At 37.4% G+C, this 17186-nt stretch carries 14 protein-coding genes; all 14 read left to right on the top strand.

Annotation, left to right across the window (positions count from 1 at the left end; all coding sequences use genetic code 11):
- Positions 1 to 43 precede the first annotated feature (43 nt).
- The 14 genes from EUBDOL_RS08530 (at position 44) to EUBDOL_RS08595 (ending at position 17170) form a co-directional block, all read left to right on the top strand.
- Positions 44 to 1420, top strand: coding sequence for a UDP-N-acetylmuramoyl-tripeptide--D-alanyl-D-alanine ligase (locus tag EUBDOL_RS08530; protein ID WP_040463675.1), 1377 nt, complete (start codon positions 44 to 46; stop codon positions 1418 to 1420).
- A 2-nt stretch (positions 1421 to 1422) separates the two neighbouring features.
- Positions 1423 to 2487, top strand: a complete 1065-nt coding sequence (locus EUBDOL_RS08535) for a D-alanine--D-alanine ligase family protein (RefSeq protein ID WP_004800532.1) — start codon at positions 1423 to 1425, stop codon at positions 2485 to 2487.
- 27 nt (positions 2488 to 2514) lie between these two features.
- Positions 2515 to 3663 carry an alanine racemase gene (alr, locus tag EUBDOL_RS08540; RefSeq protein ID WP_004800533.1) on the top strand — a complete coding sequence of 383 codons (1149 nt, stop codon included), beginning with the start codon at positions 2515 to 2517 and terminating at the stop codon, positions 3661 to 3663.
- Between the two features lie 35 nt (positions 3664 to 3698).
- Positions 3699 to 4733 (top strand): acyltransferase, encoded by a 1035-nt coding sequence (locus EUBDOL_RS08545; RefSeq protein WP_004800534.1) that lies wholly within the window; start codon positions 3699 to 3701, stop codon positions 4731 to 4733.
- Between the two features lies 1 nt (position 4734).
- Positions 4735 to 6348: an NAD(P)/FAD-dependent oxidoreductase gene (locus EUBDOL_RS08550; protein WP_004800535.1), complete on the top strand. Its 1614-nt coding sequence runs from the start codon at positions 4735 to 4737 to the stop codon at positions 6346 to 6348.
- A gap of 672 nt (positions 6349 to 7020) precedes the next feature.
- A complete protein-coding gene (locus EUBDOL_RS08555) occupies positions 7021 to 7239 on the top strand; it encodes a hypothetical protein (protein ID WP_004800537.1) in 219 nt (72 codons plus the stop codon).
- A gap of 119 nt (positions 7240 to 7358) precedes the next feature.
- On the top strand, positions 7359 to 7961 hold the full coding sequence (locus EUBDOL_RS08560) for a recombinase family protein (RefSeq protein WP_004800538.1): 603 nt from the start codon (positions 7359 to 7361) through the stop codon (positions 7959 to 7961).
- Between the two features lie 294 nt (positions 7962 to 8255).
- Complete coding sequence (locus tag EUBDOL_RS11050) at positions 8256 to 11495, top strand: SHIRT domain-containing protein (protein ID WP_004800539.1); 3240 nt, start codon at positions 8256 to 8258, stop codon at positions 11493 to 11495.
- Between the two features lie 310 nt (positions 11496 to 11805).
- On the top strand, positions 11806 to 13116 hold the full coding sequence (locus EUBDOL_RS08570; RefSeq protein ID WP_004800540.1) for an immunoglobulin-like domain-containing protein: 1311 nt from the start codon (positions 11806 to 11808) through the stop codon (positions 13114 to 13116).
- Positions 13117 to 13147: 31 nt separating this feature from the next.
- On the top strand, positions 13148 to 13621 hold the full coding sequence (locus EUBDOL_RS08575) for a VanZ family protein (RefSeq protein ID WP_040463677.1): 474 nt from the start codon (positions 13148 to 13150) through the stop codon (positions 13619 to 13621).
- 126 nt (positions 13622 to 13747) lie between these two features.
- The gene (locus EUBDOL_RS08580; RefSeq protein WP_004800542.1) at positions 13748 to 14581 is read left to right on the top strand and encodes a transporter substrate-binding domain-containing protein; all 834 of its coding nucleotides are present in this window, start codon (positions 13748 to 13750) and stop codon (positions 14579 to 14581) included.
- 45 nt (positions 14582 to 14626) lie between these two features.
- Complete coding sequence (locus EUBDOL_RS08585; RefSeq protein ID WP_004800543.1) at positions 14627 to 15475, top strand: inositol monophosphatase family protein; 849 nt, start codon at positions 14627 to 14629, stop codon at positions 15473 to 15475.
- 109 nt (positions 15476 to 15584) lie between these two features.
- The gene (locus tag EUBDOL_RS08590; protein ID WP_004800544.1) at positions 15585 to 16061 is read left to right on the top strand and encodes a hypothetical protein; all 477 of its coding nucleotides are present in this window, start codon (positions 15585 to 15587) and stop codon (positions 16059 to 16061) included.
- A 71-nt stretch (positions 16062 to 16132) separates the two neighbouring features.
- Entirely contained in the window at positions 16133 to 17170 is a 1038-nt protein-coding gene (locus EUBDOL_RS08595) for a glycosyltransferase family 4 protein (RefSeq protein ID WP_022420368.1), read from the top strand.
- Positions 17171 to 17186: the final 16 nt, after the last annotated feature.

A 17186-nucleotide genomic window follows, 5' to 3' on the forward strand; every position in this document is an offset into this window, starting at 1 on the left:
ATAAACGAAATTAGTTTATAGGTAGAAAAGAGGCAGGATTGCTATGATGATTCGATCAATTGATTCCGTTATTCGTATGTTAGATGCGGATTACATAGAAAACAGTGATATTGAAGAAATGCTCATGGGAGTGTGCATTGATTCGCGTAAGGTTGTTGAAGGAAATTTGTATATTCCTATTCGCGGCGTAAATAACAACGGACATGCTTTTGTAAAACAGGCGATTGATAATGGTGCCAAGGCAGTCCTGTGGGAACGCAGAGAGCCCAATCCACCCAAAGAGGTTACGGTAATTCTGGTTGAGGATACGACCAAGGCTTTGCAGGATTTAGCAAGAGCTTATCGTAATCAGCTGGATATGAAGGTGATCGGTATTACCGGCTCAAATGGGAAAACTAGCACGAAGGATATCGTTGCATCGTTTATGGCACAGCACTACATTACACAGAAAACGATGGGAAATTTTAATAATGAAATCGGTGTTCCGCTTACGTTATTATCCTTTTCGCAAAATGTGGAAGTCGGAGTTGTGGAAATGGGAATGGAAAATCTCGGTGAATTATCCTTTTTAACAAATTTGGTACGCCCGGATATAGCTATTATCACCAATGTCGGTACTGCACATTTGGAAAATCTCGGCTCAATGGAAAATATTGCTCGTGCTAAGGTAGAGATTGCGGAGGGCTTGCGTGATGGCGGCATGCTTATTTACAATGGAGATCAGCCGCTTTTGAAAGATGCTTTACGAGCTGCACAGCTTTCGGGAGGAATCGCATTACGCAGTTTCGGTACACAGCAGGGAAATGATTATATCGTTCATGAGGTATGCCAACAAAAAGAAGGTTTAAGCTTTTATATCAATGATGTCGCATGCCATTTGGATATGATCGGTAAGCATCAGGCAATGAATGCAACGGCAGCATGGATTGCCGCAAAAGCCTTACAGGTTTGTGAAGCAGAGGCTTTAAAAGGATTTGAAAGCATTGAAAAGACCGGACTTCGTAATGAACTGGTTTCCTTTGATCAAGCCTTGATTTTAAATGATTCCTATAAGTCCAATCCACAAAGTGCGTTGGCTGCATTAGATACATTGGAGGAATTTGATATTCCTTATAAGCTTGCGGTGTTGGGTGATATGTTGGAGCTTGGAGAAACCAGTGATCAGATTCATTATCAGCTTGGAAAGGATTTAAAAAATTATCATCTTCAAGAGGTTTTGACAATCGGAGATATGGCGCGTTATACAGCACAGGCGGCTTTTAATGAATTGCATGATGTATATATTCGTCATTTTGTAAACAAAGAGGAGTTATATTCCTATTTGAAGCCTTATGGCAAAAAAGAATGTATGATTTTAATAAAGGGCTCACGTGGCATGAAGCTAGATGAGCTGGTTGATTGGCTAGTAAAAGGAGAATAAGCATGAAAAAAATTCGTTTAGCAGTTATCTTCGGCGGACAGTCCAGTGAATATGCGGTTTCACTGCATTCCGCAGGCAGTTTGATTCGTAAGCTTCATAAGGAGCGTTATGATCTGTTGTTAGTTGGAATTACGAAGGACGGAAAATGGTATATATATGATGGAGATGTAGAAAGCATTGAACATGATACGTGGCTGCAAGATGCTTCGACATGTCCATGTGTATTGTCTTGTTCAACTGCAAATCATGGTTTTTTGAAATTATGCAGCGATGGCAGTTATGAGGAAATTCCGGTGGATTGTATTTTCCCTGTACTGCATGGAAAAAATGGGGAAGATGGAACGATTCAAGGATTGTTTGAGCTTAGCGGTATTCCTTATGTAGGCTGCGGACACATGAGTTCAAGTATTTGTATGGATAAGGAAATGACGCATATCGTATTGGAAAATGCGAAGGTTCCTTGTGCTCCGTATCTTTGTGTTTACGAAGAGAAGGATATGGATTATGAGGCTGTTTATCAAGAAGCAAAAGCAAAGCTCGGACTTCCGATTTTTATAAAGCCTGCCAATGCCGGCAGCAGCTATGGAATCAGTAAATTGGATTCCTTCGAAGGCTTTGAAGCTGCTTTAAAAGATGCCTTTTATCATGATGGTAAAGGAAAGGTCATCTTGGAAACAACGATCGAAGGCTTTGAAATCGGTTGTGCGGTTATGGGAAATCGTGAATTATTTGCAGGAAATGTTGATGAAATCGAAACGAGTCTGCCATTTTTTGATTATGAAGGAAAGTATCAAATGGTGGATTCACACATTTACTGTCCGGCACGCATTTCAAAGGAATTGATAGAGGAAGCACGTACGTTGGCTTTACGTGCCTATAAGGCATTAAATTGTAAGGGAATGACGCGTGTGGATATGTTTAAGACACCTGATGATCAAATTCTAATCAATGAAGTAAATACGATTCCGGGCTTTACCGATACCTCTCGTTATCCGACGATGATGAAAGAGGCGGGGATTGCATTCAGTGATTTGATTGATCGCTTAGTTGATTTGGCAATGGAATAAAGCTTTAAAATATAAAGGAGGAATGGCATGCTTACCAGCAATACAAGATCATGGCTCGAGATTCATGTTTCACGCATTGAACATAATGTTGCGGAAATTCAAAAGCTGCTTTTGGGCACAAATAAAATCATGGGAATTGTCAAGGCCAATGCGTATGGTCATGGTGATGTCGTATGTGCGAAGGAATTGGAGCGTATCGGAATTGATTTTTTCGGTGTATCCAGTGTTGATGAAGCGCTGTCCTTACGTGAGGGTGGAATTTCCTCTCCGATTTTGATTTTGGGCTATACACCTCCGGTGCATTTTCCTTTGTTGAAGAAGTATAGATTAACGCAAACGATTTTATCATTGGAGTATGCGAAGAAGCTAAATGCGTATGCTTTGGCACATGATGAATGTATTGATGTGCATGTGAAGCTGGATACCGGTATGTCGAGAATCGGTATTGTTACACAATCGCATGCTTACCATATTGAGGAAGTAAAGGCTGTATATGCATTGAAGGGTTTGCATGCCTGCGGGATTTTCTCACATTTTCCGGTGAGTGATGATTTAGGTGAAGATGCACAGGCTTTTACCAAGCATCAAATAGAGCTGTTTGAGCAGGTGCTTGCGGATTTAAAGCAAGCGGGAATTGAGGTTGGTTTGCGCCATATTCAAAACAGCTATGGAATTTTAAATTATCCGGATTTGGATTATGATTATGCTCGTCCCGGCTTGTTGTGGATGGGAATTACCAGTGATGATGAAATTGCAATTAAAACCAATCCCGATTTTTTGCCGGTTATGGAATGGAAGGCAAATGTATCGCTTGTAAAAACAATTGAAAAGGGTGTTACGGTCAGCTATGGGAGACATTATAAGGCAAGTGAGACGCGTCGTATTGCGACCTTATCGGTCGGTTATGCAGACGGGTATCCAAGAAGTTTATCAAATACGCATGCCTATGTTTTGATTCATGGCAAAAGAGCTGAAATTATCGGTAATATTTGTATGGATCAAATGATGGTTGATGTCAGTGATATCGAAGATGTAAAAGAAGGCGATGTTGCAACATTGTTCGGGTGCGATGGAGAAGAATGCTTATCCATTGATACCTTATCAAGAAATGCTCATACGATCAACAATGAAACCTTATGCAGAATTTCTGCACGTGTACCTAGAATTTACAAATAGCCAAATGGCTATTTTTCACTTAAGGGAGGAAAGCTATGGAAAGGAAAAACTATTATGCGCTTGATGTCGCGAAATTGATTTGTGCCTTATTGGTAATTTGTATTCATACCGGCCCACTGCTAGACGTTAATATCGATGCGAATTTTGTACTTGTTCAGGTGCTTGCACGACTAGCTGTTCCTTTGTTTTTTGTTATTTCCGGTTTTTTGTTTTTTCAGAAAATCGATTTGCAAAGAGAGTGGAATGATTATGAAAATATGAAGGCATTGAAGCACTATGTATGGCGTTTATGCAAGGTATATTTCATTTGGACTATTTTGTATCTGCCTTTTGTATATATTTTGATGATGAAAGGTGATGGAATTACCTTTGTTTCCATTATACGCTTTTTGCGCGATGTAGTATTTAATGGCAGCTATTATCATTTATGGTTTTTACCGGCATTGATATTTGCAAGTGTATTGGCTTATTTCTTAGTTTTCAAGCTGCGAATCAAGGGCTTGCTTGCTTTGGGAGGAGCTCTGTATATATTGGGCATGATTGGGAATATCTATCCCTTTCTTTATGAACAGATACCTTTAATAAACAAGCTGTGGGAAGGGTATGTACGTATCTTTTCAACGACACGAAACGGCTTATTTTTTGGTTTGGTATATGTAAGCATCGGTGCTTATTTTGCGAATAAAAAGTGGTATCCAAGTAGGAGCTATGCATGTTGGGGCTTTGTTATTTCCTTTATCCTGTATGTTGTCGAATGTTGTCTTATCCGTTATTTTGGCTTCATGGAGGATCTTGTCAGTATGTATTTTATGCTGTTGCCTTGTGTTTCATTTCTCTTTTTATGTTTGATCCAGATTACGTTAGCTCAGCATAAGATATATCGAACGATGCGGGCAATGTCTTTGTTGGTATATGTCTCTCACATCATTTTTATTACTTTTATATTGTGGCTTGCGCCACAGATGAATTCCCTACTGGCATATAGTTTATGTGCTGCTTCTAGTCTATTATTTGCTTATTTGGTTGTATGGCTATCTCGTAGGATTTCGATTTTGAAAGGACTGTATTAGTATGTTGCGGATATCACAGCTGCGTCTAAGCCTAGATGAAGAACTGGATTGTTTAAAGGAAAAGCTTGCACAAAAACTACATATTGCGCTAGAAGATATTGTATCCTATGAGATTGTTAAGGAAAGTATTGATGCACGTAAGAAAGATGATATTTTTATAACGTATAGTGTAGATGCTTGTATTGCACAAGAGGAGCGTGTGCTAAAGCGACATTATCGTGATGTTGTAAAAGCTAAAAAGGAAATTTATCCTATGCCGAAAAAAGGTGTTGTCGGTTTGATGCATCGCCCGATTGTAGTTGGCTTTGGTCCGGCAGGAATGTTTGCGGCACTTTTATTAGCTCAAATGGGGTATCGTCCACTTGTTTTGGAACGAGGAGAATGTGTCGAAAAACGAGTAGAAAGTGTAAATGCTTTCTGGAAAACGGGAATGTTAAATGAAGAAAGCAATGTTCAATTTGGTGAAGGAGGAGCGGGAACTTTTTCCGATGGTAAGCTGACAACACGTGTTAAGGATTTGCGTGTACGCAAGGTTTTGGAAGAATTTGTACGTTTCGGAGCGGAAAAGGAAATCGTATATCAGGCTCACCCACATATCGGCACGGATGTTTTGCGCGGCATTGTTAAAAATATTCGTAAAGAAATTATCCGCTTAGGCGGAGAAATCCGTTTTGAGACCAAGCTAGAGGATATCTCGTATGAAAAGGGTATGCTTCGAGGAATTGTTGCTAACGGAGAATATATTCCTTGTGAGCAAATGATTTTAGCACTTGGACATAGTGCCCGCGATACCTTTGCTATGTTAATGGAGCGTGGCTTTCCGATTCGTGCCAAAGCTTTTGCGATAGGTGCCAGAATCGAACACCCACAGGCACTGATCAATCAAGCGCAGTATGGAACGTTTGCTGATCATAAGCGCTTAAAAGCAGCAGAATATCGTTTGGTACATACTGCTAGCAACGGACGTGGTGTTTATACGTTCTGCATGTGTCCGGGTGGGGTAGTTGTACCATCTACATCGCAGAAAGGACATATTGTGGTAAACGGAATGAGCGAACATGCACGTGATCGGGAAAATGCCAATAGTGCCGTTTTGGTACAAGTACATACCGATGATTTTGGTAATGATCCTCGTTTGGGGATTCAACTGCAAGAAAAGATTGAGAAAAAAGCGTTTGAAGCTGCCCATCATACGTATTTGGCACCGGCACAGCGTGTCGAGGATTTTCTGCAAAAGAAAACGAGTATGGCGCTTGGAAATGTAAGACCTTCCTACGCTTTAGGAGTAACACTTGCGAATTTGCATGATATTTTACCGGATTATGTTTGTGAAGCAATGGTTGAAGGCATTCAAGCTTTCGATCATAAGCTTAAGGGTTTTGCGATGGCAGATGCACTTCTTACCGGAGTGGAAACCAGAAGCAGCTCTCCTATCCGTATTGAACGTAAGAAGGAAAATTGTATGTGCTTGGATATTGAGGGAGTATATCCTTGTGGGGAAGGTGCAGGCTACGCCGGTGGGATCGTATCTGCAGCGATTGACGGCTTGCGTTGCGCGGAAAAGCTGATTGAAGTTTATACCTATGATGCACAAAAAGAAGAATGCGGCTTATAGTCAGTATCAATTTGAATGTTTCTTGTTAAACTGTAAAATAAATTTACTGTATGAAATGTTTATCAGTGGCTATAACAGCTGAAATTGCTCTAGAATAAAAAAGATAAAATCGTCTGAAGGTTCTTACTCGATAATGGAAAAATCGGAGATTTCAAACATGGCTGAATGAAACTACCATATAAGAAATCTCTTTTTTTCATCTGCCCTAAAGTAAGAAAGGACTATATCTTATATATCCATCTTCTTAAGTTAATGACATTGTAAGAAATACTATCTTCCTTATAAATGTTTCTAATTAGTTTTTTAAATCTTTTTAGAGGACTTGGTTCTTTGGGCTGTCCTCAAATAACTACACATGCAGAATTGATATTTTTAATGGTTGTTGCGTGGATTAATGATGCAGTAGCAGATAATATTTTTTTCTTCATATTGTTGTTCATAATAACAGTACCCTTCTTCTATTATCATTCTATCATAATGATAACAGAAGAAAATAACCTGTTAATATCATATTTAAATAATCAAAATTATCGGAGCGAATGAAGAGGATTTGTAATTACTTTTGAGAGAGGAATACTGTCATTACTTATTGAAAATTTATACAACACATCAGAAACAAAATCTAATACAAATAGTTATTGACTCAATTATCAAAAAATAGGTAAGAGTTTGATGAGCCAAGATGAAATCACTGTTATGAATGGCAGTAAATGTTTCTTTCAACTTAGAGATGTTAGACTATTCTTATCTGATAAATTTGATATTACAAAGCACAAGAATTGTAAATTACTTGAAGATTACAATATGAAAAATACTTTTGATATTGTAAGCTATATTAATCAAAGAGGCAAGGTTAAGCTAAATAAAACTAGTGTGATTTCAAGAATGTAAACGGATATGTATATCATTGTAATAAGGATATTTACGCTTTCATAATTTGGTTGTTTGAAGTTTTATAGTCCATAAAATTTATAATTTCTTTTATAACTTAACTTTTAGGAGGAATTATAATGAAAAAATATGCTTATATTCGTGTTTCAAGTAAAGATCAAAATATTGCAAGGCAAGTAGAGGCAATGAAAAGTATTGGAATTTCAGAAAAAGATATGTTTATAGATAAACAATCCGGTAAAGATTTTTTTCGTGAACAGTATCAATTACTATTAAAAAAACTAGAATCAGGCGATGAGTTATATATTAAATCAATCGATCGTTTGGGGCGAGATTATGACGAGATTCAGGAGCAATGGCGTTATCTTACGAAAAAGATTAACATTGATATGATTGTGTTAGATTTTCCACTTTTAGATACCAGAAACCAAGTAAATGGGATTACCGGAAAGTTTATCGCTGATTTAGTTTTACAGATACTCTCTTATGTGGCACAAGTAGAACGAGAAAATACTAAACAAAGACAGGCTGAGGGTATACGGATTGCTAAAGAAAAAGGAATACAATTTGGAAGACCGCCTATACCTATTCCAAATGAATTTGAAGAAATTTATCAATTATGGAAAGAAAATAAAATCAGTAAACGTAAAGGAGCAAGATTGTTAAATACAAATCATAATACTTTTACTAATTGGATAAAAAGATATGAAAATGATCGTTGAAAGTACTAGATTCTCATGTAATAAAATGTAGACATATATTGCCATAGAAAGTAGACTTTTGTTGCCAGTGTTGTTAAAATTATTAGTAGAGATAATATGAAATGTATTTAAGCTTTTACAAATATAAATATAGAGAAAAACAGATATTTATCTGTTTTTCTCTAAAATTAGTCTTGTTATCCAATGGGATAAAATGTCTACTTTCTATGGCAATATATGTCTGCTTTACTTACCATTTCACTTATCTCTTAAGATATATTTTGGTTCAAAAATATAGATAAGGAGGGAATGAGAATGAACCTGACTAAGCGGATAACTGCATGGTTTCTTACACTAGTTATGGTATTGGGCTTGATACCTCAAACTATGTTCGCTCAAGAAATAGCTACTTCTCCACTTCAATATGAAGCTACACAAGAAATGAATGAAGATAAAACAGAAGCAACGATTTCTATAAAGTTTACAGAAACAGAAACTATTCAGTTAGAAAAAGTAACATTATCAGATGGTACAGAGAAAGTAGAAGACTTATCAGAGGTTACTTATACTGTATCTGAAAATGGAAAGTATGATTTTAAAGTAAATTATGTAATGGAAGGAACACCACAGGAAGAAACAATTTCTGTCGAGGTATCAGGATTAGAAGAAAAGATAAAAGAATTGGTTACAAATCAAAATATTGAATTGGATGTTGATATTCAGCTAAAAGGTGCGACTTATTTTGATGGACATCCAAATCCTTTTTTTGGAGGAACGAAGCAATATATGATTTCGGATCGTTCCATTATTCCTTATAATGGTATGCAATTAATGGAATTAATCGTTGAGATTCCATATCAAGAAGGATTAGAGATACAAGGAATCACGCCTAGTGCCGCAAGCCAATATCCAGATCTTTCTAAAGTTGAAAAGGACGATAAAAATAAAAAATGGACATATAGCTTTTATTTTTATAAAAACGGAACATACGAATTTACTATCGATTACATTTTGAATGGTGAAAACAAAATAACTTCAACCTCTTTTACAGTAGATGGTTTAGTATCGATTAAAGATATTGCAATGCGCAGACATTTAATCAATGAATATGGTGAGTTTTCAGGATTCCGTTATCAAGACGGTCAATATGTAACTCAAGACATTTTAGCGAAGGAACCGTCTGTGGGTTTTTTTACATTTGGATTGGATGGTGATAATGGAACGACAGCTGAATATACGACATCACTTGATGGATTGCAATATCTGAAAAATGCGACAGGGTTATATTTGTATGATTGCAAAAAGCTTGCAGAAGGAGAAACCATTGAACCTGTTACAGAAGGTTATTATCCTAACATGAAATTATTTAGGGTGAGCAATTTAAACGAAAGACCTAATATGCCTAAATCAGCTTACAATGCGGAGTTAGTTACTAAGAGTATTGCTAATATGCCTGCCCTAACAGAACTTGTGATTAATGGTACTGGTTTTTCTGATTGTACAGTGTTTAGAAAGATTACAGCTGGAAGTTTAGATTACTTGCAAGCAATGGCAAATAATATTGTTTCTTTAGATGGAATAGAAAGCCAACAGAATCTTTCTTCTATCAATATTGGTCAAAACAAAATTAAATCCATCGATCCATTATCTAAGTTAAATCAAATAAACTTTTTGAATTTAATGAGAAATGAAGTTTTTGATTTAAGACCAATAAATGAAAGTTTAAACCAAAAAGCTGTTGCAGGTAACACCGTTTATGGCTTTGCGGCAAGAGAACAAAACATTACTTACGATCGAACCGTCATCACTCCATTGCAAAATGGTATGTATACAGTTGAATTGCCTATGCCAATCGATATTGATGGATCTTTAACGAACACTTCAAGTGTTAGCTTAAAATTCGCAAACGGAACGACAAAGACATACAGCACATCTCAATCTGAGGGTAAAACTTATATTTCTATTCCTGAAGGAGATGTAGACAGTAGCCAAGAAAACCCATTTGAAGGCGCAGAATTTAAATTTTCGTTCAATAACAATAATGGAGCGGACCCAAGAACCAAAGCATGGTTTACAGGAACCGTAACATTTAAAGCAAGCCCAATTGCGACTAACTATCATGTAATTTACGACTTTATTAGTGGAACAAGAGGCAAAAGTCTTCCGCCTGAAATAACTAATTTGTTACCTATAGATTCTACAAAATATTATGAAGGAGATACAATTACCGCAAAGAACCCAACTCAATTAGAGCTTGAAGTATCTGATGGAGTATGGACATTTGAAGGGTATGACGCTGATAGTAAGACAGCAAATGCTAATAGTGCAAATGAAGATGGTAACATTCAATTTACAGGAACATGGATATTTGAAACGAAAAAATACGATGTTAGTTACAAATTCGAATCTATAAATACAGATAAAGAAGTCCCAAAAGAAATCTTAGATATGTTACCTACAGTAGGAAGTGTTGAGCATGGGAAAACAGTAAATGCCCCAGAAACTGAATATAAAGATGTAAAAGTTACAGACGGTGTATGGAGCTTCAAAGGTTGGACACCTGTTAAATATGAGAATGTAACAGGTAATGTAGAGTTTGTTGGTAAATGGGAATTTAAGAAAAATGCAAGTATAATCAATCATATTCCAACAATTAGTGCAAGTGATAAGACATTAACGGTAGGAGATACATTTGACCCGTTGAAAGATGTAACAGCTAGAGATAAAGAAGATGGAGATCTAACAAAGGAAATCGAGATCTTGAAGAATGAAGTTAATACAAGTAAAGCAAGAGTATATGAAGTTACTTATAAAGTAACGGATAGCAAAGGTGCTTCAAGTATTAAAACAATCTATGTAACAGTTAATCCGAAGATGGAAGAATTGAATCGTATTCCAACAATTAGTGCAAGTGATAAGACATTAACGGTAGGAGATACATTTGATCCATTGAAAGATGTAACAGCAACAGATAAAGAAGATGGAGATCTAACAAAAGAAATCGAGATCTTGAAGAATGAAGTTAATACAAGTGAAGCAGGAGTATATGAAGTTACTTATAAAGTAACGGATAGCAAAGGTGCTTCAAGTATTAAGACAATTTATGTAACAGTTAATCCGAAGATGGAAGAATTGAATCGTATTCCAACAATTAGTGCAAGTGATAAGACATTAACGGTAGGAGATACATTTGATTCGTTGAAAGATGTAACAGCAACAGATAAAGAAGATGGAGATCTAACAAAAGAAATCGAAATCTTGAAGAATGAAGTTAATACAAGTAAAGCAGGAGTATATGAAGTTACTTATAAAGTAACGGATAGCAAGGGTGCTTCAAGTATTAAGACGATTAAAGTTACTGTTATAGAAAAGAATATACCGATAATACCAAATGAACCAGATAAACCAAGTAAGCCGGATACGAACAAACCGGAAGATAATGGAAGCGTTGGAACAGGCGATAAAACAAATGGAGTCTTTTGGACAATGCTATCCATCATTTGTGGTATTAGTGTTATTGGTGTGTATCGTAAAAAGCGTGAAATAAATCAATAGCGACATTAGCGATATAGTAAGTATTGTTTTTTCGCAAAAATAACATAACATAGATAAGGTATACATATCAAAAAGGTCATCCAATCCATGAGGAAATGATGACTTTTTTAATGCTCCCTACTAAAGTTAAAGGGAAATTAAAGCCCCCCTTTTACTGTTATAGGTGGGAATCATACCCCTAAAAAAGTTAAAGAGCCAGAAAATCTTGAGTATTTCTTATTTTTTATGTCGTTTTCTGCTTTGTGAAGAAGGAACAGAGAGAGCGCGTATAAAGTTTTGAGTGTAGGCATACCATGAACTAGGTGATATAATGAGTAAACGCTGTAAAATAATCGTTAATTCCATAATTGTTTTTGTACTTTTATTGATAGTTGGGATTATCGTTAAATTTGTGTTTTTTAGTGGTAGCTTTACACCGCTGTTAAAGCTGAATGGAGATAAGCAGATGGTAATTGATGTGCATCAGGAATTTGAAGATCCGTTTGTCAAAGCCCGTTATCATTTAAAGGATATATCTGATGAGGTGGAGGTTCTTGGCCAAGTAGATTGTGAAAAGATCGGAACGTATCAACTTGTTTATCGTTTAAAGGAGCATGATAAGGAGGTTGTACGAGAGGTAAAGGTGGTAGATCGCACAGCACCTAAACTCATGTTAAAGGGAGCAAGTCATGTGCGTGTTTTTCTTGGTGGAAAATATCAAGAATCCGGCTATGCGGCTAGCGATGATGTCGATGGGGATTTAAGTGATGAGGTACGGGTGGAAAGCCATGTGAATATGAATAAAAAGGGAATTTATAAGATTCATTATTATGTCAAGGATCACAGTGGGAATGGAAGTAAGCGAACGCGAAGTGTAGAAGTGTGCGAGGATCCGACCTCATTGAAGCTGCATTATAATTATGACACCTATGACAATACGATGGAGGAATGGTGGTTTCATAAAAGTGAGAAGCATGAACGAAACAAAGGCGCGAAGTCGGCTGCATATTTGAAAAAGTTCGATACCTATTATCAGGGACCTGATGAAAAAGTGATTTATCTAACCTTTGATGAGGGTGGAAATGAGGTTACCTATAGTAAGGAAATTGCGGAAATTTTGAAAAAGCACGATGTTCAAGCTACTTATTTTTTCACCTTGAATTATCTTCGTGATGAGGCAGAATTTGTGAGGGAATTGGTTGCTAATGGCAATTTGATTGGGAATCATACATGGCATCACTATGATATGACTACATTGGCTAATGCACATAGTGTGGATAAGTTTGTGAAGGAGATTACCGAAACCGAAAAGATGTATATGGAGATTACCGGAGAAGAAATGCCTAAGATCTTCCGTTTTCCGCGTGGTGGGGGCAGTGAACGTGCCATGAAGATGGTACAGGATTTAGGATACCGCAATTATTATTGGAGTCATGCTTTTTATGATTATGGCGATGATGTAAGTAAGGAAGAAGCTTTGCGGACGATGATGGAGCATTATCATAATGGAGCTATTTATTTGCTTCACCCAAGCAATCGAGGAAATTATGAGGCAATCGAAAGCTTTATTGTTGCTATGAAGGATCTAGGATATCGCTTTGAAACCTTAGATGCGATTGGAAAGGATTCGCAAGAGCCTTAAAAGCTGTTATAATAATCTATGGTGATTGAATTTGAAGAAGTATGGGTATTTGAGCTTGTGTATTGTCTGTATGACAGCTATTTTCTTATTTTCTGCGCAAAATGGTGATACTTCGAACAATACGAGCAATTTTGTTATTACACTACTGGAACAGCTGTTTCATTTGGATATTGAGAAGTTGTCTCCATCGTTGTTGGAAATGCTTAGCTTTGTTGTGCGTAAGTGCGCACATATGAGTGAATATGCACTGCTTTGTATTTTATGGGTTTTGTATATGAAGGAAGCGCACTTTACGAAGGCGTATATGCTTGCTTATGGACTTACGGTCATCTATGCTGTCAGTGATGAAATGCATCAACTGTTTGTGCCGGGAAGAAGTGCACAGCTAAGTGATGTTTGTATTGATGCCTGTGGTGCGGCAATCGGTTTACTGATGATATGTTTGTGGTGTCGATGGAGGCAGCGTAAATATCAAACAAGAGCAGAAAACAGCGATCATTTCTAGTGTTCTAACGTGTGAAACGGACGTTTTTCATATTTGATAAAAGCGTCGATTCCGTAAGAAAAATTGACTTTCCTAAGGATCTTGCATATAATAAAGCCGATCCGATAGGATAGAAAAGAGGGTATTATGAAAAAACTGGTTATGGTTTTTATGGTTGGTGCAATGCTTTTGACAGCATGCGGCAAGGAAGAACCTAAGGTAGATCAAAATACAGGAAAGCAGCAGCTTGTTGTTGCCATGGATATGAACAGCGCACCGTATAGCTATGAGTCTGCTACACAAAGCGATGATACCGTAGCCTATGGAAAATCCGGCTATGCGAAGGGATATGATGTGTGGCTTGCTAGAGATTTAGCTGCCGATTTGAAGCGTGAACTGGTGATTAAAAAAATGGATACTAAGGAATTCGCAACGGCTTTAGATGAGGATCGTGTGGATTTGGTAATGGGCGCTTTGTTTGACAACAGCGAGGAAGACGACCTTGTGTATTCTGATGTATATTTTGAAAGTGGTATTTGCTTGCTTACACGTAAGGACGATAAAAGCAGCAGCTATAGTAAGCTTTCACAATTTAAGAAGGCAAAGGTTGCTTCTTTAGGTGGAACTTTTTTCGATAGTGCAATCGAACAAATCAAAGGCGTAAAACATGAAGATGCTCGTGATAGCTATGCACAATTGATTGCCGATCTGAAGGCAAAGAAGCTAGATGCGTTTGTGGCAGAGAGCAAGATTGCCGAACAAATCGTAAAACAGAATTCGGATCTTGCGATCGTTTCTTTTGCCCCTAAGCAAGGCTTTCAAAGTGGCAAGGGTGTCGTGATTGGTAGCGATGATGAAGAATTGATGGAAAAGGTCAATCGTTTTATCAAGAAACAAAAGGCAGAGGTACGTAGTGAAAATATGCAAAAAGCAAGTGCTGTGGTACCGTCATTTGTGCCAGAAGAAACAAACGGAAAATAAGAAGGAGTAGGAAAGCAGGCGTAAGTCTGCTTTTTATAGAAGAATATGATTGATTATAAGGAATTGTATGATTGTCTGTTTCATGTTAGTAAACAGGCAGGAGAGCTGGCATTAAAGCTACAAAATGGGATTGTGAATGAGGGAAAGCAGGTAGAGGCAATCATCGGTGAGGATTTGCGTCATAAAGCGATGCGTGAGGCGAAAACAAAGGCAGATGAAATGGTACAGGAGCTTTTTTTAGCAGCCTTGAAAGAAAAATACGGAACCCTTTTATCCTTAGATGTCGAGGAAGAAACAGAGCTGGTAAAGGCCTTTTCCAATACCTCGTACGATATAAGCTTTATCTTAGATCCAATTGATGGAACTTTGGAATACTTGGAGCAAAAGGACAGCTATTCTATATGCAGTGCTATTATTTCACAAGGTGATGTAAAGCTGGCAATCGTTTATTTTCCTGCTAAAGACGTACTTTATGGGTATTGTGAGGGAATGCCTCCTAAAGAATATCACAGGGTAATGGATATGCAGCCGTGTATGGGGGAAGAATTGTGTGGAAAACGTCAGGAGCATGCACCATTTACGGTGTATAAGAATGCAAGATTGTCCGAGCAATATATCGAAAAGCTTCATGAAAAGGGATATATAGTGCTTGATGATCAAGAGGAGGAGCGAAATTGTCCACAGGTATTGCTGGAATGCTTGTATGGAAGGGCGCTTGCGTGTTTTTGTGATACAAGAAATATACGGGATATATTATTAGGGGCGATCCTATCCAAGACGATGCATGGGGGAGCATATGATTATAGTGGGAATAGGCTTATATGGCAGTCCTTTGGCCGCCAAAAAGAGGCGGTTTTCAGTATTTACCCCAAGGAATTGCTGTTTCCGCTGTGATGTGTACGTATATACATATTAGAAAAGTTTACTATGTTTTGTAGTAATTACAAAGCTGGATATTGTTACCTTCGTATTAGTAATAGTAAAAGCATGAGGAGGTAAGAATATGCATACGTATGAATCAGATGAAGAAAAGATGCTTCAAACATTGAAACAGGAAATGGAGTTTTTGCGTTATTATTGCGCAAATATGCGCTTAAAGAGCTTACTGCGAGAGAAGGGTGAAGCATTGCAGGTAGAAGATGATATCATGGATTATTTACATTATTCCAAAAGTGTTATTTCTTTGAAAAGGCATCAGGGAAAGGAAGAGAATTACGTTTTATCGGCAATGGATAAAATGCAGAAACATAAGGAGTATTTACAAAGCCGCGATGAACGAGCATATATACTTTTGGGAGGAATTGCACAGCTTAAGGAACAAGAAGCACAGCTACTGCTTGACGTGTATGTGCGTCAGTACGATAAGAAAAAAATATTGCAGCGCTTAGGCGGTGTTGTGGAAAGTACATATCATCGTCGCTTAAAGAAAGCTCTGTTGCATCTTGCTTTGGTTTTGAAGGAATGCCTTACAAATGCGTAAGGTAGGACAGAAAGACTTATAAAGCAAAGGGAAGTATGCTATAATGGAAAAAATAAGAGGAGGCTGTTAATGTGAAAAAGATATCAATCAATATGCTGTCAAGTGCGGATAAGGTAGCTGGCCAGGGGGTAGGAAGCGCCTATCTGGAACAGGTGAAGTTGGTACGTGAGGGTGGTGCCGATCTTTTTGATGTTTATATCAATTCGAGAAAAAAATGTGATATCGTTCATTGTCATACGATTGATCCTATCAATTTTATACGTATGAAAAAGGGCAAACATGTAAATGTGTGCTATGTGCATTTTTTACCGGATACGTTAAATGGCAGTATTCAGCTTCCAAAATTGGCTTTTTCGCTTTTTAAGCGTTATGTTGTGCGCTTTTATAAAACAGCAGATTACTTGGTGGTAGTAAATCCGATGTTTATGAATGAGCTTGAGGTTTATGGGATACCACGTGAAAAGATGGTATATATTCCCAACTATGTATCCAAACAGGATTTTTATAAGAAGTCGCAATCCGAGCGGGCAGCTTTACGTAAAAAATATGAAATTGACGAAGCTGCTTTTGTCGTAATCGGAGTCGGACAGGTACAGATGCGTAAGGGTGTGCTTGATTTTATTGAGGTCGCTAAACAGCTTCCCGATATTCAATTTGTTTGGTGCGGAGGTTTTTCCTTCGGAAAAATTACCGATGGTTATGAAGAATTGAAAAAGGTGGTAGAAAATCCACCTGCTAATGTAAAGTTTTTAGGGATCATACCACGAGAAGAAATGAATGATCTATACAATGTTTCCGATGTATTGTTTATGCCCTCTTATAATGAGCTGTTTCCGATGGCAATTTTAGAGGCGGTCAATCTCCATGTTCCTCTTGTACTGCGAGATTTAGATTTGTATCGGGATATCTTGTTTGAAAAATATGAACGGGCAAATGACAATGCAGGCTTTGTCCAAGCGATAAAACGTTTGTATGAGGAGCCGCAGGCTTATGAAGCCAAAGCTTTGCGAAGTAAGGAAATCAGTGAATATTATTGTAAGGAAAATGTCTTAAAGATTTGGCGTGAATTTTATAGTGGGATTTATAAGCACTTTGTGAATAAGGGGTAGCAACCCTTTTTTACTT

Origin of the sequence: Amedibacillus dolichus DSM 3991, from assembly GCF_000154285.1 — a bacterium.
Taxonomy (GTDB): domain Bacteria; phylum Bacillota_I; class Bacilli_A; order Erysipelotrichales; family Erysipelotrichaceae; genus Amedibacillus; species Amedibacillus dolichus.

Excerpts from the sequence above, each read along its gene's own strand:
- EUBDOL_RS08530 (WP_040463675.1), top strand. The coding sequence starts at position 44 with ATGATGATTCGATCAATTGATTCCGTTATTCGTATGTTAGATGCGGAT.
- EUBDOL_RS08535 (WP_004800532.1), top strand. The coding sequence starts at position 1,423 with ATGAAAAAAATTCGTTTAGCAGTTATCTTCGGCGGACAGTCCAGTGAA.
- alr (WP_004800533.1), top strand. The coding sequence starts at position 2,515 with ATGCTTACCAGCAATACAAGATCATGGCTCGAGATTCATGTTTCACGC.
- EUBDOL_RS08545 (WP_004800534.1), top strand. The coding sequence starts at position 3,699 with ATGGAAAGGAAAAACTATTATGCGCTTGATGTCGCGAAATTGATTTGT.
- EUBDOL_RS08550 (WP_004800535.1), top strand. The coding sequence starts at position 4,735 with ATGTTGCGGATATCACAGCTGCGTCTAAGCCTAGATGAAGAACTGGAT.
- EUBDOL_RS08555 (WP_004800537.1), top strand. The coding sequence starts at position 7,021 with ATGAGCCAAGATGAAATCACTGTTATGAATGGCAGTAAATGTTTCTTT.
- EUBDOL_RS08560 (WP_004800538.1), top strand. The coding sequence starts at position 7,359 with ATGAAAAAATATGCTTATATTCGTGTTTCAAGTAAAGATCAAAATATT.
- EUBDOL_RS11050 (WP_004800539.1), top strand. The coding sequence starts at position 8,256 with ATGAACCTGACTAAGCGGATAACTGCATGGTTTCTTACACTAGTTATG.
- EUBDOL_RS08570 (WP_004800540.1), top strand. The coding sequence starts at position 11,806 with ATGAGTAAACGCTGTAAAATAATCGTTAATTCCATAATTGTTTTTGTA.
- EUBDOL_RS08580 (WP_004800542.1), top strand. The coding sequence starts at position 13,748 with ATGAAAAAACTGGTTATGGTTTTTATGGTTGGTGCAATGCTTTTGACA.
- EUBDOL_RS08585 (WP_004800543.1), top strand. The coding sequence starts at position 14,627 with ATGATTGATTATAAGGAATTGTATGATTGTCTGTTTCATGTTAGTAAA.
- EUBDOL_RS08590 (WP_004800544.1), top strand. The coding sequence starts at position 15,585 with ATGCATACGTATGAATCAGATGAAGAAAAGATGCTTCAAACATTGAAA.